Origin of the sequence: Flavobacterium sp. SORGH_AS_0622 (assembly GCF_030818825.1) — a bacterium.
Taxonomy (GTDB): domain Bacteria; phylum Bacteroidota; class Bacteroidia; order Flavobacteriales; family Flavobacteriaceae; genus Flavobacterium.
This window is the reverse complement of sequence record NZ_JAUTAX010000001.1, coordinates 645,129-668,408: the sequence shown is the minus strand read 5'-3', so window position 1 is coordinate 668,408 and position 23,280 is coordinate 645,129. Positions and strand designations below refer to the sequence as shown.

23 protein-coding genes are annotated in these 23,280 nt (G+C 32.2%); 7 read left to right on the top strand and 16 right to left on the bottom strand.

Features of this window, described 5'->3' with window-relative positions; translation table 11 throughout:
• Positions 1 to 70: 70 nt before the first annotated feature.
• The 7 genes from serB to QE431_RS02850 all read right to left on the bottom strand — a co-directional run bounded on the left by serB (position 71) and on the right by QE431_RS02850 (position 4,283).
• Entirely contained in the window at positions 71 to 1,300 is a 1,230-nt protein-coding gene (serB, locus tag QE431_RS02880; protein WP_057117356.1) for a phosphoserine phosphatase SerB, read from the bottom strand.
• 158 nt (positions 1,301 to 1,458) lie between these two features.
• Positions 1,459 to 1,893, bottom strand: a complete 435-nt coding sequence (locus QE431_RS02875) for a VOC family protein (protein WP_057117357.1) — start codon at positions 1,891 to 1,893, stop codon at positions 1,459 to 1,461.
• A gap of 136 nt (positions 1,894 to 2,029) precedes the next feature.
• A complete protein-coding gene (locus tag QE431_RS02870; protein WP_057117672.1) occupies positions 2,030 to 2,467 on the bottom strand; it encodes an SRPBCC domain-containing protein in 438 nt (145 codons plus the stop codon).
• Between the two features lies 1 nt (position 2,468).
• Positions 2,469 to 2,879, bottom strand: a complete 411-nt coding sequence (locus tag QE431_RS02865) for a VOC family protein (protein WP_281867407.1) — start codon at positions 2,877 to 2,879, stop codon at positions 2,469 to 2,471.
• Positions 2,880 to 3,028: 149 nt separating this feature from the next.
• Positions 3,029 to 3,433 (bottom strand): SRPBCC family protein, encoded by a 405-nt coding sequence (locus QE431_RS02860; RefSeq protein WP_307292347.1) that lies wholly within the window; start codon positions 3,431 to 3,433, stop codon positions 3,029 to 3,031.
• 29 nt (positions 3,434 to 3,462) lie between these two features.
• Complete coding sequence (locus QE431_RS02855) at positions 3,463 to 3,873, bottom strand: SRPBCC domain-containing protein (RefSeq protein WP_307292346.1); 411 nt, start codon at positions 3,871 to 3,873, stop codon at positions 3,463 to 3,465.
• Between the two features lie 2 nt (positions 3,874 to 3,875).
• Positions 3,876 to 4,283, bottom strand: a complete 408-nt coding sequence (locus QE431_RS02850) for a VOC family protein (RefSeq protein WP_307292344.1) — start codon at positions 4,281 to 4,283, stop codon at positions 3,876 to 3,878.
• A gap of 140 nt (positions 4,284 to 4,423) precedes the next feature.
• Between QE431_RS02850 and QE431_RS02845 the strand changes: the two genes are divergently transcribed.
• Positions 4,424 to 5,389 carry a GlxA family transcriptional regulator gene (locus QE431_RS02845; protein ID WP_057117365.1) on the top strand — a complete coding sequence of 322 codons (966 nt, stop codon included), beginning with the start codon at positions 4,424 to 4,426 and terminating at the stop codon, positions 5,387 to 5,389.
• Positions 5,390 to 5,662: 273 nt separating this feature from the next.
• Here the strand turns inward: QE431_RS02845 and clpX are convergent, their stop codons facing one another.
• The 6 genes from clpX to QE431_RS02815 all read right to left on the bottom strand — a co-directional run bounded on the left by clpX (position 5,663) and on the right by QE431_RS02815 (position 11,682).
• Positions 5,663 to 6,895, bottom strand: a complete 1,233-nt coding sequence (clpX, locus tag QE431_RS02840; protein WP_057117367.1) for an ATP-dependent Clp protease ATP-binding subunit ClpX — start codon at positions 6,893 to 6,895, stop codon at positions 5,663 to 5,665.
• A gap of 166 nt (positions 6,896 to 7,061) precedes the next feature.
• A complete protein-coding gene (gene clpP, locus QE431_RS02835) occupies positions 7,062 to 7,736 on the bottom strand; it encodes an ATP-dependent Clp endopeptidase proteolytic subunit ClpP (RefSeq protein WP_057117369.1) in 675 nt (224 codons plus the stop codon).
• Positions 7,737 to 7,979: 243 nt separating this feature from the next.
• Positions 7,980 to 9,302, bottom strand: a complete 1,323-nt coding sequence (locus QE431_RS02830) for a trigger factor (protein WP_057117371.1) — start codon at positions 9,300 to 9,302, stop codon at positions 7,980 to 7,982.
• 114 nt (positions 9,303 to 9,416) lie between these two features.
• Entirely contained in the window at positions 9,417 to 9,761 is a 345-nt protein-coding gene (locus QE431_RS02825; protein ID WP_057117373.1) for a phage holin family protein, read from the bottom strand.
• A gap of 92 nt (positions 9,762 to 9,853) precedes the next feature.
• Complete coding sequence (locus QE431_RS02820; RefSeq protein ID WP_307292338.1) at positions 9,854 to 10,783, bottom strand: sterol desaturase family protein; 930 nt, start codon at positions 10,781 to 10,783, stop codon at positions 9,854 to 9,856.
• Between the two features lie 134 nt (positions 10,784 to 10,917).
• Complete coding sequence (locus tag QE431_RS02815) at positions 10,918 to 11,682, bottom strand: alpha/beta fold hydrolase (protein WP_307292335.1); 765 nt, start codon at positions 11,680 to 11,682, stop codon at positions 10,918 to 10,920.
• 208 nt (positions 11,683 to 11,890) lie between these two features.
• On the opposite strand from QE431_RS02815, the gene QE431_RS02810 reads away from it, so the two are divergent.
• Positions 11,891 to 13,240: a hypothetical protein gene (locus tag QE431_RS02810; protein ID WP_307292334.1), complete on the top strand. Its 1,350-nt coding sequence runs from the start codon at positions 11,891 to 11,893 to the stop codon at positions 13,238 to 13,240.
• Between the two features lie 49 nt (positions 13,241 to 13,289).
• Here the strand turns inward: QE431_RS02810 and QE431_RS02805 are convergent, their stop codons facing one another.
• The 3 genes from QE431_RS02805 to QE431_RS02795 all read right to left on the bottom strand — a co-directional run bounded on the left by QE431_RS02805 (position 13,290) and on the right by QE431_RS02795 (position 17,213).
• Positions 13,290 to 14,144: a DUF4249 domain-containing protein gene (locus QE431_RS02805; RefSeq protein ID WP_307292331.1), complete on the bottom strand. Its 855-nt coding sequence runs from the start codon at positions 14,142 to 14,144 to the stop codon at positions 13,290 to 13,292.
• A gap of 3 nt (positions 14,145 to 14,147) precedes the next feature.
• Positions 14,148 to 16,421: a TonB-dependent receptor domain-containing protein gene (locus tag QE431_RS02800; protein WP_307292328.1), complete on the bottom strand. Its 2,274-nt coding sequence runs from the start codon at positions 16,419 to 16,421 to the stop codon at positions 14,148 to 14,150.
• Between the two features lie 78 nt (positions 16,422 to 16,499).
• On the bottom strand, positions 16,500 to 17,213 hold the full coding sequence (locus tag QE431_RS02795; RefSeq protein WP_307292325.1) for a pyridoxine 5'-phosphate synthase: 714 nt from the start codon (positions 17,211 to 17,213) through the stop codon (positions 16,500 to 16,502).
• Between the two features lie 115 nt (positions 17,214 to 17,328).
• Between QE431_RS02795 and QE431_RS02790 the strand changes: the two genes are divergently transcribed.
• The 5 genes from QE431_RS02790 (at position 17,329) to QE431_RS02770 (ending at position 23,259) form a co-directional block, all read left to right on the top strand.
• Positions 17,329 to 17,988 (top strand): CBS domain-containing protein, encoded by a 660-nt coding sequence (locus QE431_RS02790; RefSeq protein ID WP_057117382.1) that lies wholly within the window; start codon positions 17,329 to 17,331, stop codon positions 17,986 to 17,988.
• 98 nt (positions 17,989 to 18,086) lie between these two features.
• Positions 18,087 to 18,971, top strand: a complete 885-nt coding sequence (locus QE431_RS02785; RefSeq protein WP_057117384.1) for an NAD kinase — start codon at positions 18,087 to 18,089, stop codon at positions 18,969 to 18,971.
• Positions 18,972 to 19,144: 173 nt separating this feature from the next.
• On the top strand, positions 19,145 to 19,834 hold the full coding sequence (locus tag QE431_RS02780) for a DUF6089 family protein (protein WP_281867401.1): 690 nt from the start codon (positions 19,145 to 19,147) through the stop codon (positions 19,832 to 19,834).
• 4 nt (positions 19,835 to 19,838) lie between these two features.
• Positions 19,839 to 20,579, top strand: coding sequence for an isoprenyl transferase (locus QE431_RS02775; RefSeq protein WP_307292320.1), 741 nt, complete (start codon positions 19,839 to 19,841; stop codon positions 20,577 to 20,579).
• Positions 20,512 to 23,259, top strand: coding sequence for an outer membrane protein assembly factor (locus tag QE431_RS02770; RefSeq protein ID WP_057117388.1), 2,748 nt, complete (start codon positions 20,512 to 20,514; stop codon positions 23,257 to 23,259). Before QE431_RS02775 ends, QE431_RS02770 begins: the two co-directional genes overlap by 68 nt.
• Positions 23,260 to 23,280: the final 21 nt, after the last annotated feature.

Below are 23,280 nucleotides of genomic sequence, written 5' to 3'. Positions count from 1 at the left end.
TCAGGCTGAGCGGAGTCGAAGCCATTTTCTATATAAAATCTTGCAACTTCGCTCAGAGTAACAATTCGAATTACATCATATCAATATATCTGTCGTGGTAACCTAAAAGATATAAAACTCCGTCAAGACCTAAACTTGAAATTGAAGTTGAAGCGCTTTCTTTTACTTTTGGTTTGGCATGGAAAGCGATTCCTAGACCCGCTAAATTTAGCATTGGTAAATCGTTTGCTCCGTCTCCAACTGCAATGGTTTGATTAATGTGAATTCCTTCTTTCTCAGCAATTGCTTTTAAGAATTCTGCTTTTTTCTGACCGTCTACAATATCACCAATATATTTACCTGTAAGTTTTCCGTCTTTTATTTCTAACTGATTGGCGTGAACATAATCTATTCCTAATTCTTTTTGAAGGTATTCTCCAAAATACGTAAACCCTCCAGAAAGTATTGCCGTTTTATAACCGTAATATTTTAGAGCTTTCATTAAACGATGTGCTCCTTGTGTTATTGGTAAATTGACTGCAACATTTTGCAGTACTTCTTCGCTTAAACCTTCAAGTAAAGCCATACGCTGCTTGAAACTTTCGTTGAAATCAATCTCTCCATTCATAGCCGATTCTGTAATAGCTCTTACTTGATCTCCTACTCCATTAAGTTCTGCAAGCTCGTCGATTACTTCTGTTTGAATAAGAGTTGAGTCCATATCGAAACATACTAATCGGCGGTTTCTTCTATAAATGTTATCTTCTTGGAAAGAAATGTCGACATTAAGTGTTCTAGAAATTTCCATGAAACTTGCCGTCATAATGATCTTGTTTACAATTTCGCCTGTTACAGACAATTGAATACAAGAACGCGGATACTCTTCTTTTTCGACAATAGAAGTTCTTCCTGTTAATCGAATGATAGAATCGATATTCAGGTTTTGATCTGACATTATTTTGGTCACTGCTGCTAATTGTGAAGCGGCCAGTTTTTCTCCCAAAATATTGATGATATAGCGCTGTTTAGATTGTGATTTTACCCACTTTTCGTAATCTTCAATAGAAATCGGAATAAATTTTACTTTGATTTCTAGTTCATAGGCTTTAAACAAAAGATCTTTTAAAACTGGCGCAGAAGAAGACCCTGCTTCAATCTCGAATAAAATTCCAAGTGACAGCGTATCATGAATATCAGCTTGTCCAATATCTAAAATATTAGCATCGTACGCAGCCAATACAGCTGTTAAACCTGCTGTAACTCCAATTTTATCGTGTCCTGAAACTTTTAATAAAATTATCTCTTTATCTTCTATCGCCATTTTTCCTATTATTGATTTTGAAGCGACAAAAATCGACAATCTATGCTTTATAAAAAAGAATAATCTTTGTTTTTTTGAAAAGAAAAAGCACATTTTCATGTGCTTTTTGGAGTAATTTAACAATTATGTTCCGCTATTAAAATAACATAACTTTTTAATTATTTATTCGGCTGATTTTCATCAAAATTTACCATCCAGTTCACACCGAATTTATCTTTGAACATTCCAAAATATGCACCCCAGAAGGTTTTGTTCATAGGCATTTCTACTTTTCCTCCTGCCGAAAGTCCGTTAAAAATTCTATCTGCTTCATCTGTGCTTTCTACATTAATCGAAATGGAAAAATTATCACCAAAACCAACATCCCCATATCTTGGATGACTGTCACTTCCCATTAAAATCGTATTCCCAATTGGGAGTGAAACGTGCATAATTCTATTTAGAGCTTCCTCAGAGAGTTGCTCACCTTCTTCTGCTGGTGCGTCTTTGTATTTTCCGATGTACGGAAATTCGCCGCCGAAAACTGATTTATAGAATAGAAATGCTTCTTCGCAAGTTCCATTAAACATTAAATAAGGATTTATTGCTGCCATGATGTTTTTTTATTAATTGTTGATTGTTAATTATAAATTGTTAATGTCTTTTTTACTAATCTTTTAGTTATAGATACACTCTTTACTCTTTACTCTTTACTCTTTACTCTTTACTCTTTACTCTTTACTCTCTTACTTATTCCTCAGACAATTCTTTAATTCGATCCAATGCTTTTGGAAAAGTACCTTTAAAATAGTCTATATGCTTTTCGGTTACATCAACTTCTACCTCAAGATCAACTGCATCTCCGTTTTGAGTTAATCTATAGGTTTCCATTGAACCGCTCCATTCATTTGTTTCTTCATTGAGGGGTAATTCCTTAAAATCTTTCAGTTCTCCCAAATGCTTAAAAGCCATATATTCATTTGGGATTTTTTTCTCGATTATACTATTCATTCCTCCACCGTCAGGCCCAAGAAAGTGTATTTTTCCACCTTCGTTCCAATCACTTACTGCATAGGACCCTTCATAAAAAACTCCGGTCCATTTTCTGTAAGTTTCGTCTTCCCATAAGACTTTCCAAATCTTTTCTTTAGAAGCCTTGATACTGATATTAAATTTTAATTTTTCCATCTTAATTTGGTAATTTACTAAAGTCCATAAATAAAACATTCCAACGATGACCATCTAAATCGGCAAAACCACAGCCGTACATCCAACCTTGACTTTCTGCAGGAGGAGCAAAAACAGTTCCGCCAGCTTCTTTTACTTTTTCTGCTAATTCATCAACTTCTTCTCTGCTTTCAGCATCAATCGAAATCAATACTTCCGAGCTCGATTTAGTATCGGTAATACTGTTTTGAGAAAAGCTGGAAAAAAGCATTTCTTCAAAAAGCATTACAACAAAATGTCCTTCACCTACAACCATGCACGTCGAACTTGGCGTATCATGCTGTTCATTAAACGAAAAACCAATTTTCCAGAAAAAATCTTTCGCTTTTGCTACATCCTTTACAGGAAGATTCAACCATATTTGTTTTGTCATCTTTTTGTTTTTTTGGTTAGATATTGTGATAGTAAGTAATGTGTAAGCCTCTGAACCTTTGAACCTTTTAGCCTTTGAATCTTTGAATCTTTGAATCTTTGAATCTTTGAGCCTTTGAGCCTTTGAGCCTTTGAACCTAAAGAAAAAAATTATTTTTTTTCTACGTAATTTTTAAAATTATCCAAGATTGCCTGCCAGCCTGCGCGCTGCATTTCTTCTGGATTTTGCGTTTCTGGATCAAAACTTTCAACAATTTCGACTCCGTCTGCCGTTTCTGTAAACTTAATTTCAACCTTTCTTCCATCTGCAATAACATATTCGAGTGCACTTTTTGGTTTAACCAAAGTAAATTCACCTTCAAAATCGAAACTCATGCTTCCATCTTTTGCTGCCATAGTCGATTTAAATTTTCCTCCTTCTCTTAAATCAGATTCTGCATACGGTGTGTGCCAGTCTGGAGATGCAAAACTCCAATTCTTAACATGTTCTGGCGTATTCCATAAATCCCAAACTTTGTCTAAAGATGCATTAACGGTATTTTTGATTGTTATCATGATTTTTATTTTATAATTTATAAATTGATTTATCGTTTAAAATTCTCCACGTAGCTTTTAAAATTTTGGATAATAGCCGTACAAAATTTTTCTTCCATATCTGCAGATTCGATTGCTGTCGGCTCAAATGTTTCAGTAATTTTTACTTGATTGTCTTGAATTTCAAAATGAACACTTGCCGTTCTATTATCATAAAGCTTATATTCTATTAATGAATATTTGTCAATTTTCGTGTATATGCCTTCAAAATCAAAACCATCGCTTCCATCCTTTAGAGCCATGGTAAATTTAAATTTACTTCCTTCTGTTACATTATTTTCTACAAAAGGCGTATGCCAATCTGGAGAAGCATTATTCCAATTTATAATATGCTCAGGCAATGTCCACAGCTCCCAAACTTTTTCTATAGGTGCATTAATTATAGCTTCTACCGAAATCATAGTTAATTATTTGGTATCTGGCTTTCATCCATATAGAAAACTTCCCAATGATGCCCATCTAGATCCAGAAAAGTTCTTTGGTACATCCATTCATAATCATGCTCTTTATTGTAATCAGTTCCGCCGGCTTTAACTGCTTTTTCCATTATTTCATTCACTCTTTCGCGTGTTTCAACAGAAATAGAAATAAGGACTTCGCTGGTTGTAGCAGTATCACAAATTTGCTTATTGGTAAATGTTTTATAAAAGTCCTCAACCAAAAGCATCACATTTATATTTTCACCAACAATTAAACAAGTTCCCTTTTCATTTGTAAACCTAGAATCGAATGAAAAGCCTAAATCCTTAAAAAAGGATACTGAACGATTTAAATCTTTTACAGCAAGATTTAAGAATATCTTTGTTTTCATCTTTATAAAATTACGAATTAATTAAAACAAATGTAAAATTTTAAGATTAGTTAAAAATGCCAATAAAAGTCATTTTTAGGGGCATTTAAGACAAAATGATTATTTTTGTTTGAAGTTACATTTCAAAAACAATAAAAACCATGAGCAAGAAATTAGGATTAATCGTACCTCACGACTACAAATTATTAAGTATTGCAGCGATATTAGAAGTATTTGAAACTACTAACAAACTCAGTTCAGGAAACGAAAAACCATTTGAAATCATGATTTTTCAATCGAAAGAACAAAATGATGAGGGAAATTTGTTTGGATATGTATCTAACGTAATTGAAACGTCTAATATTATTTTGGATCTGATTTTAATTCCCGCTTTTACAACTGACAATATGAGTGAAATGATTAAGAAGAATAAAAATTTCATTCCTTGGCTTCAAAAACAACATCAAGCTGGAGCCGAATTGGCCAGTTTTTGTACTGGAGCATTTTTGTTTGCCGCTTCTGGTTTGTTAAACGAAAAACTGGCTACCACACATGTTGACGCCTGCAGTGCTTTTACAAAAGCATTTCCGATGGTAAAATTAAAACCCGAAGAAACTCTAACTGCTGATGGAAGTTTGTATACCAGCGGCGGATCTACCTCAACTTTTCATTTATTAATTCTTTTAGTTCAAAAATTCTGCGGCAACGAAATGGCTGTCAATATTGCTAAAATCTTTTCTATCGATTTAAACAGATATAAACAAAGTTATTTCAGCACTTTTAGACCCAATCATTTGCACAATGATACTTTGGTGGCGATGTTGCAGCAAAAAATTGAAAGCCAATATCATACAATAGAAAAACTGGAAGAAATTACCAAAGACATTCCAACAAGTGCCAGAAACATGACACGTCGCTTTAAGCAGGTAACCGGAATTCCGCCAATAGAATATCTTCAGAATATAAGAGTCGAAAGTTCAAAAAAATACTTAGAGCAAACTCAGCTTTCCATTTCAGAAATCATCGAAAAAACAGGTTACAATGACCCAAAAGCTTTTAGAAAAGTGTTCTATAAAATGGTCGGTATGAAACCAATTGAATATAGAGAGAAATTTAGGGTGCAGTAGTTTTTTTTTAGCAGCAGAAAAATTTTGTTTTCAAAAGAACTTTCGGTCCTGCTCTACACTATATCTTTTGCTCTGAACCCCAGAGCAAAAGGATGCCGTTTCGATCAGGGCTAAAATTCAACTTTTTGTTTTCAGAAGAAAAAAATCTTTAAAATTTATTCCATACAACAAACAAAAAGTTTTTGAAAAGCATAAAAAAAACCTGCTCAGTGAGCAGGTTAAAAAAAAAAACTTTGTCAAAATTTAAAACTTTGACAAAGTGATATTTAAGATTTAAGAAGCAATTTCCATACGCTTCAATAAATTTTTACTTAATGTATGTTCTGCATATTCTTTGTCAATTGTCAGACTAGTGTCATCTGAAGTTGGCAATTCGTACATAGCATCAGTTAGGATAGCTTCACATAAAGAACGAAGCCCACGTGCACCTAATTTATATTCTAATGCTTTATCCACAATAAAATCTAAAGCCTCGTTTGTAATAGTAAACTCAACATCATCCATCAAGAATAATTTTTGATATTGTTTTATTAATGCATTTTTAGGCTGTGTCAAAATAGCACGAAGTGTTTCTTTATCCAAAGGATCCATATGTGTTAAAACTGGCAGACGACCAATAATCTCTGGAATTAATCCAAAATCTTTAATGTCTTTTGGAATAATGTATTGCAGTAAATTGTCTTTATCAATATTGTCTACATTTTTAGAAGTGGAATAACCAACTGCCTGACGGTTTAAACGTTTAGAAATAATACGTTCTACTCCATCAAAAGCTCCTCCTGCAATAAACAATATATTTTGAGTATTTACCTCAACAAATTTTTGGTCTGGGTGTTTACGACCTCCTTTTGGCGGTACGTTTACAACAGTTCCTTCTAATAATTTTAATAATGCTTGTTGAACTCCCTCACCAGAAACGTCACGTGTTATTGATGGATTATCGCTCTTACGGGCAATTTTATCAATTTCATCAATAAAAACAATTCCTCTTTCTGCTTTAGCTACATCATAATCAGCAGCTTGAAGTAAACGGGTTAAGATACTTTCAACATCTTCTCCAACATAACCAGCTTCTGTTAATACTGTTGCATCAACAATAGCCAAAGGAACATCTAACATTTTTGCAATTGTTTTTGCAACTAATGTTTTTCCAGTTCCGGTTTGACCCACCATAATGATGTTACTTTTTTCAATCTCTACTTCGTCGTCTAATTGCTGCTGCATTAAACGCTTGTAGTGATTGTAAACCGCAACTGACATTACTTTTTTAGTTTGATCCTGACCAATAACATATTGATCTAAGAAAGCCCTAATTTCTTTTGGCTTCTTTAAAATTAAATCTCCAACAAGTTTTGCGCTTCCACTAGACTTTAATTCTTCTAATACAATTCCGTGTGCCTGCTCAATACACTTATCACAAATATGTGCATTGATTCCAGCAATCAATAAATTAGTTTCTGGCTTCTTTCTTCCACAAAACGAACATTCTAATACTACTTTAGCCATTCTTTTTTAGTTACTAAGCTGCAAAGTTACTAAGTTTCTGAGACTTTCAACGAAAACCTCAAAAACTTAGTAACTTCTTAACTTTTATTTTTTGTTTCAAGTTTTATTTTGTTTCAAGTTTCAAGTTAACCATAGCAGCTTGAAACCAGAAACTTGAAACTAAGTTTTATCCTCTTCTCAAAACTTCATCAATCATTCCGTACTCTTTTGCTTCGTCAGCTTTCATCCAGTAATCACGCTCACTGTCTTTATGCACTTTATCAAAAGTTTGTCCTGAATGTTGTGAAATAATATGATATAATTCATCTTTTAATTTCAACATCTCACGTAAGTTGATTTCCATATCTGTCGCAACACCTTGTGCTCCTCCAGACGGCTGGTGAATCATAACGCGTGAATGTGGCAGAGCCGAACGTTTTCCTGCAGCTCCTGCACATAATAAAACTGCTCCCATAGAAGCTGCCATTCCTGTACAAATTGTAGCTACATCTGGTTTAATGTACTGCATTGTGTCATAGATTCCAAGACCTGCATAAACACTTCCTCCAGGAGAGTTTAAGTAAATTTGAATATCTTTTGAAGCATCGGCACTTTCTAAAAATAATAATTGAGCCTGAACAATGTTAGCAATCTGGTCATCGATACCAGTTCCTAAAAAAATAATTCTGTCCATCATTAATCTTGAAAATACATCTAATTGAGAAACATTCAACTGACGTTCTTCAATAATATATGGAGTCATATTAGTTGGAGTCATCGCCGCAACGATTTTATCGTAATACATTGCATTTACTCCTTGGTGCTTTGTAGCAAATTTTTTGAATTCTTTACCGTAGTTCATATGTATTTTGTTCTAAGTTTTACGTTTATTTGGTGTATACATTTTTATTCCCTGCAAAGGTCATACCCTTTTATAAAGAATGTCATTATGTCTTCTTTTTTTAAGTTTCAAATGGTATGAGATGCTATCCCGAAGCTTCGGGACTAAGTTTTTTTTAAAATCTGGAATATCACATACAGCCGAAACAAAAAAAGCGTCAAAAGAAAAATCTCTTGACGCTCAAATATAATTATTTTTCAGAAATTATTCTCCGTAAGAAGCAGCAATAAATTCTTCGTAAGTAACTTCTTTTGTTGTTGGATTTGCTTTCTCTTTGAATAAATCTAACAATTTAGCAGCTACAACTTGCTCAGAAAGTCTTTTCACTTCTTCTTGGTTAGATAAAACTCTAGCCACGATTCCTTGAACTTCTTCTTCAGTTGGGTTAGTTTGTCCAAATTGAGCCATTTGTTGTCTGATTGCGTTTGATGTAAACTCTTTCAAATCTTCAAATGTAATTTGGATATTACTTTGAGCCATTGCTTTTCCTTCGATTAATTGGAAACGTAAACCTTTTTCAGATCTTGCGTATTCAACTTCTGCCTCTTCTGCAGAAAGTTTTTTCTCTCCAACAGTTTGCAACCATTTTTTAAGGAATTCTGCTGGTAAATCAAATTTTGTGTTTTCGATCAAGAAATCTTGAACGTCTAACAATAATTTTTGATCTGCTTGCTGCGCGAATTGAGCTTCAGCATCTTCTTTAATTTTAGCTTTTAAATCTTCTAAAGAAGCTACTTTTCCTTCACCAAAAAGTTTATCAAATAATTCTTGGTTTAATTCTGCCAATTCTGATCCGTTGATAGCTTCGATTGTAAAGTTTACTTCGATATCTAAACCGTGAACATCATCATGAGATACTTTTAAGTAATCCATTAATTGGTGATCGTCTTCAAATAAACCTTTTGTGCTTACTGTAACAACATCTCCAACTTTTTTACCGATGAATTTATCTCCAGCCTCTTTGTTGAAAGTAGATACAGAAATTGTAGTTGTATTGTTGATTCCTTTTTCTTCGTTTGTGAAAGTTCCAGTTAAATCTGAATCAGCTTCAACTTTATCTTGAGGAATTGCTTTTCCAAATTGTTTTTGGATACGCTCTACTTGTCCGTCGATTAATTTATCGTCAGCAGTAACAATATATTTTACGATATTATTTTTAGCTTCTAAATCAATTTCGAAGTTAGGCACTAAACCAATTTCGAATTCAAAAGTTAATTCTTCAGCATCCCAGTCAAGGTTTTCGTTTACTTTTGGAAGAGGAGTTCCTAAAAGATTTAATCTTTCAGATTGAATATAACGCTCTAAAGCTAAATCAACTACTTTTTTAACTTCTTCTTGTTTAATACCTTTTCCGTATTGTTTTTCAACAAGATCTTTAGGAACTTGTCCTTTTCTAAATCCTTTTACTTGCGCCAAAGGCAATTTTTCGTTGATTCTTTTTGCCACTTGACCTTTATAATCCATATGAACCACGTTCATTACAATTGTCTCGTTAACAGCGTCTATTGCTACTCTTTTAATATCCATCTTCTTCTTTAATTTACATAATAAAATTGGGTCGCAAAATTATAAAATTTTTGCAACCCAACCAAGTTTTTAATCTATTGTATTTGAAGCAGTTTTAATCTGCTCGATTTGTTTTTATTTATCGTCTCCTAATATTTTATAGGTAATAGATTGCAGAATAGACAAAATAACACTAAAAATCAATGCTGTCCAGAAGGAATCGACTGCAAAACCGCCAACAATATTAGTGCATAACAAAATAATTATAGCATTGATTACCAGCAAAAACAAACCTAAAGTCACAAATGTAACAGGTAAAGTCAAAATGACTAAAATTGGTTTTATAAAAACATTCAGTAATCCCAAGACTACTGCAACAATTACAGCTGTCCCAAAACTTGCAACGTGTACGCCAGTCAAAAGATTAGACAACAATAAAACTAAGGCAGCAGTAACAAGGAGTCTAAGTAATAATTTCATAGTTTTTTTCTTTTAAAATTTTAATAAAAGTAATGATTTTTTACTAACCATATATTATTCAAAAATGGTTTCTTTAGCTTGAAGATTTCAGATTACTGTAGGATATTATTTTGCTTTGACTCGTATTCTCTCTGATAATCTTTTACTGTTTTTCCTTGTCCGTCTGGTTTCCAACCAGGAGCAAAAAACACATACTTTAATCTATTCTGCCAGCCAATGTTAGGTTGTTTAACATCTTTCCACATTTTCTTCCATTCGTAAAACAACATTTCAAAAGCACTATCATCTTTTGGCCTTGGATAGATACCGAATTTCACAGGAATTTCTGATTCTTCTTTCTGAAAAGTTCCAAACATTCTATCCCAAATTATCAAAGCCATTCCCATATTTTTGTCTAAATATTTGATATTTCTGGCATGATGCACACGGTGATGTGATGGCGTAACTAAAATCCATTCTAGAATGCCCATACTTTTTACGCTTTGTGTATGTACCAAAGTTCCATAAACTTGAAACAATGCATAAGCCGCCATAATATGCCAGGGATCAAAACCTAAAAAAGCCAAAGGGGAAAAATACAAATAGCGGTAAAGCGGCTGAAAAACAGGCGATCTGAATCCTGTAGAAATATTATAATATTCAGAACTGTGATGCGTAATATGTACAGACCAAAAAAAACGTGATTTATGATCTACAACATGCAATACATAATAAGCGAAATCTTGTAATAAAAAAACTGCAACCCAATAATACCATATTTGTGTATTCCAAGAAAAAATGCGGTGTTCGAAAAAGAAAAACATAACCCCAAAAGCAAATGATTTCATTATAAAATCTAATGCAAAATTTAGCACCGCAAATGTGACATTTACAAAAATGTCATTCTTAGAATACAAGTTTTTTTTGCCAAAATGACTAAAAAACATTTCGACAAATATCAAAAGTGCTAAGAATGGAGAGGAGTATAAATAAATTAACCCCAAACCATTTTCATCAAATAAACTATAAAAATTAAAATCCATTAATTATAAACATTAAAATCCATAAAGCAAATTTATGAATTTTAATGTTTAAGTGTAAGTTAATTCTTATTTTTTAATTAAGGCAGTGTGATAACTATTTACATATTTAACTGAAAACAAAAAATCTAAAAAATTTACTCTTTCAAGAACTCCGTTGTCAGTTCAAAAAACATTTTCGGATTTTCAGCATGAAGCCAATGTCCTGCGTTTGGAATAGTTTCTAATTTTAAATTTGGAAAATGCAAACGAATCGAATCCATATCAGTATCTTGAATATAACCCGAATTTCCTCCGCGAATAAACAATGTCGGTTTATCAAAAACCAAATTATCTGGAAGTGGTTTTCCAATTGCATCTAGGTTATTATTAAAGGCTTCCAAATTAAATCGGAAAGCCAATTGTCCAGGTTCTTTCCAATATAAATTTTTTAGTAGAAACTGTCTTGTTCCCAAATCAGTAACATATTCTGATAAAGTTTCTTCAACATCATTTCGACTAGGTTTTACAGAAAAATCTATTGCATTTAGTCCTGCTAAAATATCCTGATGATGCTGTTTATAAAATTTCGGACCTATATCTGCTACAATTAATTTGTCTACAATTTCGGGATGTATAGTCGCAAAAAGCATCGCTACCTTCCCACCCATTGAATGTCCGAGAATATCAATTCTGCTTAAATTATTGGCTTGACAATATTCATGTACATCTTGAACCATTGCGTCGTAACTCCATTCATCTGAATGAAAACTGCGTCCGTGGTTTCTTAAATCCAAAATATGAACTTGAAATCCAGCTTCTACATATTGTCCCGCCAAAGTTTTCCAATTATCAGACATTCCCAGAAACCCGTGCATGATAATAAATGGTTTTCCTTCGCCTTCTATTTTTGAGTAAAGCATTCTTTTTTGTTTTTTAATGTATTGCAAACTTAAGAAAAGTTATCTATTAAACTGAAAGAGAATATATTCTGTACAGATTTTCGCTACAAAAAAATTAACAGAAAAAAGTTTACAATTTTACGGATTCCCGTAAAGTTCTTTCAAATAAAGAAACTATCTTGCGCACTTGAAAATTTAACCGATTAATTCTTATAATTTAACACAAATCATGATTAAAAAATTCTTTTTATTATCATTAGTTGCTTCTCAGCTTATGGTCTCATGCTCTAGCGATGATAACACTGACGAAACTAAACCAGAAACAGAGCTAACTTTAGAAGAACAAGTTGCTGCTTTATTAAAACAACCTTATTCAAGCCTTACTCCTGGTCAACAAAAAACAAAGTTAGAAGCTGAAGCTAATGAAATGCTTGTTCAATTAGATAAGTCAAAAACTTCAGGAGCAATTGAAGCTTTAGAAAATCTTTCTAGATTATTAGACCTTAGTTCTGTTGATATTTTTAATGGTAAAAATGGTAATGAAATTGAAGATATAATCAATACTGCAGGTGTTTATGGTGTTTACACATGGAATAATACTGAAAAAACTTGGACAAAAACAGTTTCAACAACTGAATTAAAATTTGTTTTTCCTGCTAAAAAATCTCAAACTACTAACAACGCTTCACTTTCTTCAAAAGGCGTTGCTTCAGATGTAAAAGTTAAAATCGATGACAGTTACAATTGGCAGACAGATGTAGAAGTAAATGACTGGATCTTTTTACCAACTTCTGCAGATGCAATTTTAACGATTGACAATGCACAAGCAGCTACTTTTACTCAAACTGCAAAATATTCTAATGGTAAAGAAATTCCAAATGAATTTGCTTATAAGATGACTTTAAATGATGGCTATTCTTGGGAAATGAGCAGCACAAAAAATACTGCAAATACTGCAAAAGCATCTCTTACTTATAACGGAAAAACTTTAATTGATTTTAATGGCGGAAGCAATTCTGAAATTGACAAATTATTAGACAATCAAGAACTTATCCAATATAGAGGAAAAGCAAATGGATTGTTTAAATTAATGGATAACTTTGTTATTATTGCAGATATGGATTTAGCTGCTGAAGCTGCTGATAAAGAAGCTTTATATAAAAACAATACTCGTCCTGCATATCTTGACTACGATAATCCAAAAAATGATTACAAGGCATATTATACTGCTTTGAATGCATATGAGAAAAAAATCTCTGAGGGTGAAGTTGCAAATTTCAACAAAAACATGAAATTAATTTTGGTTTCTAAAAAGGACGGAACTAAAATTGCAGACCTTGTTAAGCACTCAGAAAAAGATGGCGAATACACATTTAATTTACCTGTTTGGGACGCTCAAAATAAATACTGGAATACATGGAACAGCAACGGAGAGTTATTTTCTCAGCCATACCTAGAAGAAGTAATTTATTTAAAATTTAGTGACAATACTGAGGTTGAAATGAGCGCTTATTTCTCTGAAGGATTTGAGAAATTTGAAACTAAATTTGAAGACTTTATTAAAGCTTTTGAAAAATAATAGCTTTTAAAATTTTACTTAAAGCCGATTTGAATATTTCAAATCGGCTTTATTTTTTTGGAGGTGTTTTGACAATAATAGTGCTTTGACCATATCCTGCCCAAATACCAATTCCACCCTTTATATTTGATTTCAAACTTGTATTTGATGGATAAATAGGATTTTTGCTGTTTACGATTTCGTTCTGCCAGCTATTCCAGAAATCTAATGATTCTTTTGTTTGAGTTCGTAATTTTACATGAATCAAATCTCCATCTGCAAAATAAGGCGTGAATTTTGTTTTAGGAAACAATATAACTCCTCTATTTATTTGTACTGAAACAGAAGAACTTTCTAAATTTTTATCATCTAGATTACCATAAAATGAAGGCACAAAAATAGGTTCTTCTCCATCAATTTTTGTAGCAATTTGATAATAATTTTTCTCAGTTACAGGATCATCAAATTTGACAAAAATATACCCAGTAGTATCTGCCGCATTCTTCTTTATATATTCTGCACTTTTTAATGCTACCGATTTAGGAATTGACGTTACAGCTTCAACAATACGATTTAAATATTCAATTTTAATAGAATATTCTTTTCCAGCCTCTCCTTTTAATGTTGAACCAAAATATACAAAAGGGGGAATTCTGTTTTTATCATTTTTTACCCTTAAAACTTCTGAATTCTGACCGTCAGAAACTGTAATTTTTGCCGATCTAATAACGTGATTTAAAACATTCGTAGAATCAATAACATCTGTAACCGGAATACTACTCGATAATAAAACATTTGCAAAATCGCCTTCTTCAATCCAGCCTTCAACAACTATCTTTGATTCCAGATTTTTTTGTTCATTGAAATTATCATTAGAACAACTAATAATTAATAACGAAAAAAGAATAAACAAATACTTTTTCATATTTTAAAATTTAAATCTCCAACTAATGGAAGGAAGAATTCGATACAAAACTTTCTTTTCCTGCTTTACCACAACCTTATCTTTATTTTCATTTACTTCTACATCTAAAACAACATAAATAGGATTCTCAATATTAAAGGTGTTATAAATAGAAAAATTTAAAGCACTTTCTTTTTTGGAAGTTTTTATAAAATAATAATTTGCAGCAATATCAGTTCTCAAATAATTTGGCATTTGTGCATTATTGTATCCTGAATATTCTTTTACAGGATTGTTATTAATGAAATACCAAGAAGTGGGCATTGTAAATCGATTTCCTGAACCAAATATTTGAGTTACACCAAAATTCCATTTCGAATTTAAATCATACATTCCAACTATAGAAAGGTTGTGGCGTCTGTCATATTTTGCAAAATATGTCTTTCCGTCATTCAATTCATCAAAATTTCGATCAGACCAACTCAATGTGTAGCTCAGCCAGCCAGTAAATTTTCCGTTGCTTTTTTTCAACATCATTTCAAATCCGTAGGCTTTTCCTTCGCCCACATACAAATCATTTTTGAGTGTTGTAATTTCATTAAACTGAGTTATTCCGTATGGGTACTCGAGCAGATTTTTCATCGAACGATAAAATCCGCCAAAAGAAGAAGAAAAATTTCTGGTAATATTTTGATTGGAACCGATAGCAAATTCATTGGAAGATTGCGGTTTTATCCCATCAGAACTTGCAATCCAAAAATCAGTTGGAATACCAACACTTGAAGTTGTTATTAAACTTAAATACTGATATTGCCTGTTATAAGAAGCATAAAACGAATATTTCTCGTTTGGATAATAATTCAATACAGCTCTTGGCTGAAAATGCAAATAAGAATTAGGACCCGAAATATAATAATTAATTCGAAGTCCTAAATCGGCCGTTACGTTTTCAAACAACTTAGGTTTGGCACCTACAAAAATTGCAGCTTCATTAGCATTTATTGTCTTTTGGGAGTAATTGTCTAAAGTTGTCAGATTTTCGACATTTACTTTTTGAGGTTGTAAATTGTGATAAACGTATTGCAATCCTGATTCAAATGGAATGTTTCCAATAGAAAATCGTACTGCATTTATATATCCAAAATCTTTAACATAAGATGAAACATCAAATTGAATGGTCGCCTGCTCCATGCTTAAATCATTAGAATACTGACTAAAATAAACCGAATTAGACATGTTTACTTTTGAAGAAAAAATCGTGGTTAACGATGGCGACACTGTAAAATTACTCCATTTCATACTAGTTCGAAGTGCGAGATTTTTGTCTTTGATTTTCAATTCGTCTCCACTAAAAAAAGCATCAAATGAAAATAGATTTTTTTTAGAAATTTGAGATAAAAAAGTAAAATTCGCATCAGAAAAACCATATTTCATATTTTGGACATCTTTATTTTTTGGACCAGATTTCAATATTGGCCCAACAACTTCGTCGATGTAAGTTTTTCTTCCAGAAATATAGAATCCAGTTTTATCGCCAAGAGGAGCTGCCAATGTTAATTGCGAAGCCAAAACTCCTACATTTCCTTGAATTGAAAATTCGGACGGTATTTTTCTATTAGTACTCAAAAGTGTTGTCGAACTTAATCGTCCTCCATATTTCGGATTTGAACTTGATTTATCAAATTCTACATCTTTAATATGATCTGTATTATAAAAAGGAAAAATCCCCAACAAATGAGACATTCCATAAATTGGAGCTTCATTATATAAAATTGCATTATGCCCTGGGTCGCCTCCTCGCACATACAAATACCCGTTTGCGTCTCCAGAATTTTGTACGCCAGGCATTAGCTGCAAAAGTTTTATAATATCTGTAGTTCCTAAAACGGTTGGAACTGAAGATAAATCTTTTAGATTAAATGAAAGCTTACCACCTGATAAAGTTTTAATTCCGCTTTTTTTATCATTGGAAATAATTACTTCTTTTAATTGAGAAATATCTTTTTCTAAAACAATTGACAACATGGTGTCCTTTAGAACTTCGCAATAAATCGTTCTGGGTATAAAATCTAAATGATTAATCCTGATGATCAAATTCCCAGCTGGAATAATTTCTGAAAAATTACCCAAAGTATCTGAAACAGTAGAAACCAGTTTCTTATTTATCTCGAGAGAGATATTTGCTCCGGCGAGCTTTTGGTTATTAGAAGATGTTATATTTCCTGTTATTCTTACATTTGACTGCGCAAAAATGTTAGAAAAACAGAATAAAAAAAAGAGAATGACAGATTTCGACACGTAATTTTAATAAGAAAAGTGCGAAAATAAACAATTATAACCCAATTACATCAGGTTACAATTGTTTAATTTTAATTCTTATTTCAATTTATTCAAATACATATTCACAACATTATCCAAACCAAGATAAAGTGACTCAGAAATTAAGGCGTGACCAATAGAAACTTCTAATAAACCTGGAATATTTTGTTTGAAAAACTGAATGTTATCCAAACTTAAATCGTGTCCAGCGTTAATTCCTAAACCTAATTCGTTTGCCAATTCTGCAGCTTTTACATAAGGATCAATTCCGTTTTTATTTCCCAAATCATATTGATGTGCGAATGCTTCTGTATATAATTCAATCCTGTCCGTTCCGGTTTTTTTTGCTCCTTCGATAATTTCTAAAACTGGATCAACAAAAATCGAAGTTCTAATTCCGTTTCTCTGAAATTCCTGAATAACTTCTGTTAAATATTCTTGGTTTTTAATCGTGTCCCAACCTGCGGAAGAAGTAATTGCTCCAATTGCATCTGGAACCAATGTTACTTGATCGGGTTTGCATTCTAAAACCAAATCAATGAAATTATGCTGTGGATTTCCTTCAATATTATATTCTGTAGTAACAATTGCTTTCAAATCGCGTGCATCCTGATAACGAATATGACGCTCATCTGGACGTGGATGAATCGTGATTCCCTGCCCTCCAAATCGCTGAATATCGACAGCTACTTTTAATAAATCAGGAACATTTCCGCCTCTTGCATTTCGAAGCGTTGCAATTTTATTGATATTTACACTTAACTTTGTCATATAAATAGATAATTAATTCTAGTAACACTATATTTGTTACGACAAAAATACAAAGTAAAACGCAGCAGTTTTCGGTATTTTTTGATTATTTTGCATCAAATATCTTCAATGATTTATGACAGAAATTACAAACTATATCACAAATGATTTCAGAGCGATTGATAGTCAGGAAACGATAGCTTCGATCCAGGACTTTTTTATCGATGTAAATTTTTCTCATTTTCCCATTTTAGAAGATGGGGTTTTTATTGGAAGCATCTCTTCTGAGGATGTAGAAACATTTGACACCGATAAAAAAGCAATTGACTACAAATATACTTTAGAACGTTTTTTTGCCAGAAAATCGATGATCTGGCTAGATGTTCTGGAAGTTTTTGCTAAAAACCATACCAATATTCTTCCAATTCTTGATGAAAATAATGCTTATATAGGTTATTATGAAATGGAAGATATAATGAAGTTTTTTCAGGAAACTCCATTTTTAAAAGAGCCAGGAGCGATTATTATTGTTCAAAAAGGTCTTTTAGACTATTCTATGAGCGAAGTAATGCAGATTGTAGAAAGCAATAATGGTAAGGTTTTAGGTTCTTTTGTATCTGAAGCTGATCTGGAAAATGTTCAAATTACAGTAAAAATTGGTTTAGGAGCGATAAATGAAATTATTCAGACCTATAGAAGATATGGCTATGAGATTATTTCAGAACATCAGGAAGACACCTATATTAATAGCTTGAAAGAACGTTCTGATTATTTAGACAAATACCTTAATATATAAATTATTAATGTGGCAATGAGAAAATTAGTTAATTAGATAATTTTCACAGCTGCAAATTATCTGATTGACACATTGACAAATTACCTAATTTAACTCGAATGAAAATAGCCATTTACGGACAATATTATCAAAATAGTACTGAACCTATTATAAAAGACATTTTCTCTTTTTTCAATTCCAACAATGTTGAAATGGTAATTGAAGAAAATTTTCTGAAAATGCTTTATGAAAAGCAGCTGATAAAAAAAGAATATAAAACTTTTTCGCCAAGCACTGCTTTAGATAATAGTTTTGAAATGCTGATTAGTATTGGAGGCGATGGAACAATTTTGAGAGCAGCTGCTTTTGTTCGAAATTCAGGCGTTCCTTTGTTAGGTATAAATGCAGGAAGATTAGGATTTCTTGCTAAAGTTCAAAAAGAAAATATTGATAGTTTGTTACAGTTTGTTATTGATCAAAATTACACCACTTCTGAAAGAACTCTATTAGGATTAACTTCTGAGCCAAAGAATGATGCCTTCGAAGAACTTAATTTTGCAATGAATGAAGTTACAGTGAGTAGAAAAGATACTACTTCGATGATAACTGTTGAAACTTATTTGAATAACGAATATTTAAATTCTTATTGGGCAGATGGATTAATCATCTCTACTCCTACCGGCTCTACTGGATATTCTTTAAGCTGTGGCGGCCCCATCTTAACACCAGATGTAAAAAGCTTGGTAATTACACCTATTGCGCCTCATAATTTAACTGCCAGACCACTTGTTATTCCAGATGACACAGAAATCACACTGCGGGTAACAGGAAGAGAAGACCAATATTTGGTTTCTTTAGATTCGAGAATTTCTTCAGTGAAAAATGAATCAATTTTAAAAATAAAAAAAACAGATTATAAAATAAAAATGGTTGAAATTCCAGGTGAAACGTTCTTAAAAACCTTAAGAAATAAATTGCTCTGGGGAGAAGATAAAAGAAATTAAACTCTTTTCTGATTCTTCACTATACGATAATACCACATTTTCTCGTTCTGCATGTAGTGAATCATCATTAAATGACTCAAAATCATAATGTAAATTGAAAAAGGAGCACATTTAACCAAAGGAACTTTGATTCGTATTGATAATTATTATATTTGCACGCAATTTTGAATTAAATGAAGAAAATTTTTAATTTATTGTTATGTTTTTTCCCCTTTATTACACTTAATGCTCAAATCAATGAGATAGGTGTTTTTTTTGGCGGAAGTAACTTTGTAGGTGACGTTGGAAAAACAACTTATATCGCCCCAGAAAAACCAGCTTTTGGTGTTCTTTATAAATGGAACAGAAGCCCAAGGCATTCCTGGAGATTTTCATATACACAATCAAGTGTAATTGGAAATGACTTCAAATCTGAAGAAACAGGTAGAAATCAAAGAGGATATCGTTTTGAAAACAATATTAAAGAACTTTCTGCAGGACTTGAGTTTAATTTTTTCGATTTTAATCTTCATGATTATCATACAAAGATTACTCCTTATGTATTTACAGGTCTAAATTTCTTTATCTTCGACAACTTATATCGATATAATACAAGCCCAAACACAATTTATTCTGATAATTCAAACTCTTTTGCTATACCTATTATATTAGGTGTAAAATCGAACATAACGCCGCATCTTGTTTTAGGAGTTGAAGCTGGAGCACGTTATACTTTTACAGATAACATTGACGGAAGCAATCCTAAAACAAACAATCCAAATATTTTAAAGTTTGGAAATTTAAATAATAATGACTGGTATGTTTTTTCAGGTATCACCTTAACGTATACCTTTGGACAAAAACCTTGCTATTGCGCAGAATAATAAAATGAATTTAATAGAATCAATAGATCACACAAACTTACCTAAACACCTTGCCATTATTATGGACGGTAACGGACGCTGGGCAAAACAACAAGGTTTCATGCGCGCGTTTGGACATGAAAATGGTACAAAATCAGTAAAAGAAATAATCAAGACCTCAGCTAAGCTGGGAATTGAATATTTAACTCTATACGCCTTCTCAACTGAAAACTGGAACCGACCAAAACTTGAGGTTAAAGCTTTGATGAAAATATTGATCAATTCATTAAAAAAAGAGCTCGTTACGCTTCAAGAAAACAATATTAGACTCAATGCAATTGGAAATCTTGACAAATTGCCAAAAACAGCCCAAAAAGAACTTTTGGATGTTATAGAAAAGACAAAAAACAATTCTCGATTAACACTTACTCTTGCCTTAAGCTACGGATCTAGAGAGGAGCTTGTAAATGCTGTAAAGGCAATTAGTGATAAAGTTAAAAATAATATAATTTCAATAGACACTATTGACGATTCAATTATAAATGAGCATCTTTACACGCAAAATTTACCAGACGTAGATTTATTAATACGAACAAGTGGAGAACATAGAATAAGTAATTTTTTGCTGTGGCAGATCGCTTACGCAGAATTGTATTTTACTAATGTCTTGTGGCCAGACTTTAAAGACCAAGATTTATATGAGGCTATTATTAGTTATCAAAAAAGAGAACGTAGATTTGGAAAGACCAGTGAACAAATTAAATAATTTTTTAGTGTTGCAAAAAAAAATACAAATAGTCCTTACCCTATTACTTTTGGGTAGTTTTTCACAAATTAAAGCACAAGAAAGAGTTCCTTTTGATCAAGGAAAAAAATATATTCTGGCCAAAGTTTCCGTTGTTGGTAAAATAAGCTTCAATGAACAGACTGTAGTAACATTTTCAGGCCTTCAAAAAGGACAGGAAATTACTGTACCTGGAGAAGAAATTAGTAGTGCAATTAAAAAATTAGGTAAACTAGGCCTTTTTGATGAAATTGCTTTCTACGTCAATAAAGTAGAAAATGATAGTATTTATCTAGATTTAAATATTATTGAACTTCCTAAATTAAACGAAGTTAAATTCGTTGGAGTTAAGAAAAGTAAAGTAGAAGGTTTAATTAAGGACAATAACTTGACAAAAAACAAAATTGTCAACGAAAACTTAATTACTACAACTAAAAACTATATTGAAAACAAATACAAAAAAGAAGGTTATTATAATACAAAAGTTACTATAACAAATACTCCAGACACTATTAACGGACATCAGGTTAATATGCTTGTCAGGATAGATAAAGGAGATAAAGTAAAAATCAGCAGTATTGATTTCATTGGAAACAAACAGCTTACAAGCAGTCAATTGCGTGCTGCAATGAAAGATACGAAACAGAAAAACTTTATTCGCGTTTTTAAAGCTTCTAAATTTATTCCAGAAAAATACAAAACTGACTTAGAAAAAGTAATTGCTTCTTATAAGGAGAAAGGATACCGTGATGCACGTATCATTTACGATTCTGTTAAATACAACAAACAAAAAAATACACTTGCTATTAAGATTAATGTAGAAGAAGGAAATAAATACTACTTCGGAAATATTAAATTCTTGGGTAATACTGTTTATTCAGATCAGCTTTTAAACCGCTATTTAGGAATTAAAAAAGGAGAAACTTACAACGGAGTTTTATTAGAAAAAAGAATTGCCGATAAGACAAAACCAGATGCAGAAGATATTACCAATTTATATCAAAACAATGGTTACTTATTTTCAAATATCAATGCTGTTGAGGTAAAAACAGTTAACGATACAATCGATTTTGAAATTAGAGTTACAGAAGGTCCAATTGCTTATTTCAATAAAATTACGGTTGTTGGAAACGACAAAACAAATGACCACGTAATTTACCGTGAGTTAAGAACAAAACCAGGTGAAAAATATAGCAAAGAACAACTTGTAAGAACTATTCGTGAGATCGGACAATTAGGTTTCTTTGATCCTGAGGCAATTGATCCTAAATTTAAAAACGTAGATGCCGGAGCTGGAACTGTTGACATTGAATATCATGTTGTAGAAAAAGGATCTAGCCAGGTTGAACTTCAAGGAGGTTACGGCGGTGGAGGTTTCATCGGAACATTGGGACTTTCGTTTAATAACTTCTCTGCTAGAAAATTATTTGACAAAGAAGCTTATAAGCCTTTGCCAATGGGAGATGGACAAAAAGTAGCGCTTCGTTTACAAGGAAGTACTTATTTCCAAACGTACAGTTTATCGTTCTCAGAACCTTGGTTTGGAGGAAAGAAACCAGTACAATTTAGTTCTTCTATCTCTTATAGTAAGCAATTTCTTAACAATTATATTACCCGAACTGTTGATCGTGGCAAAAGTTTTAATATTTTTACACTCCAAGTTGGTTTAGCTAAACGATTAACTGTGCCAGATGACTACTTTGTATTATCACAGTCTGTAAGTTATCAGCATTATGATTTGAACAATTATAATACAGGATTATTTACTTTTGGTAACGGTGCATCAAGAAACTTAGCATATACGATTGGACTTTCAAGAAGTAATAAAGGTGTGAACCCAATATTCCCTACTTATGGTTCAGAGTTTAGCATTTCGGCGAAAGTAACACCTCCATATTCATTATTTAATGGAATTGATTATGGAAATTTAAAAAATGAAAAAGAATATAAAACACAGTATACTGGAACATCTGGAAGTGGTGTAGACGGAAAACCACTTAACAATGGTGATTATGTTAAAACAGAAACTGTAAACGGACAAACTGGTTATGTAAGTGTTGGTTCAGACTTTGGAAGTGCTGATACTGATGTTGCAAAAGTCGATCAGAGAAAATACAATTGGTTAGAATACTATAAAGTTAAATTTAAAGGAGACTGGTATACTAAAGTATATGGAAAGTTAGTATTAAGAACCTTAACAGAATTTGGTTTCTTAGGAGCTTATAATCAAGAAAGAGGTGTAATTCCTTTTGAGCGTTTTTACTTAGGAGGAGATGGTATGGCCAACTACTCAATGGATGGTAGAGAGACTATTCAGTTGAGAGGTTATCCAAACAACTCTTTAACTCCAGTAAATGCTAGCGGAGATGCAATTGGAGCAACTATTTATAACAAGTTCTCTATGGAGTTACGTTACCCTATTACATTAAAAGCATCAGCTTCTATTTATGCTTTAACATTTTTAGAGGCAGGTTCATCATATCCAACGTTCAAAGATTACAACCCATTTGATTTAAATCGTTCTGCTGGTGCTGGTTTACGTGTATTCATGCCTGCATTTGGATTATTAGGTATTGACTTTGGTTACGGATTTGATGCTCTTCCTGGACAAACAAAAGCTAATGGATGGGAAACTCACTTTATCATTGGACAACAATTTTAGAGAAATAACGTTTGGTTAAAA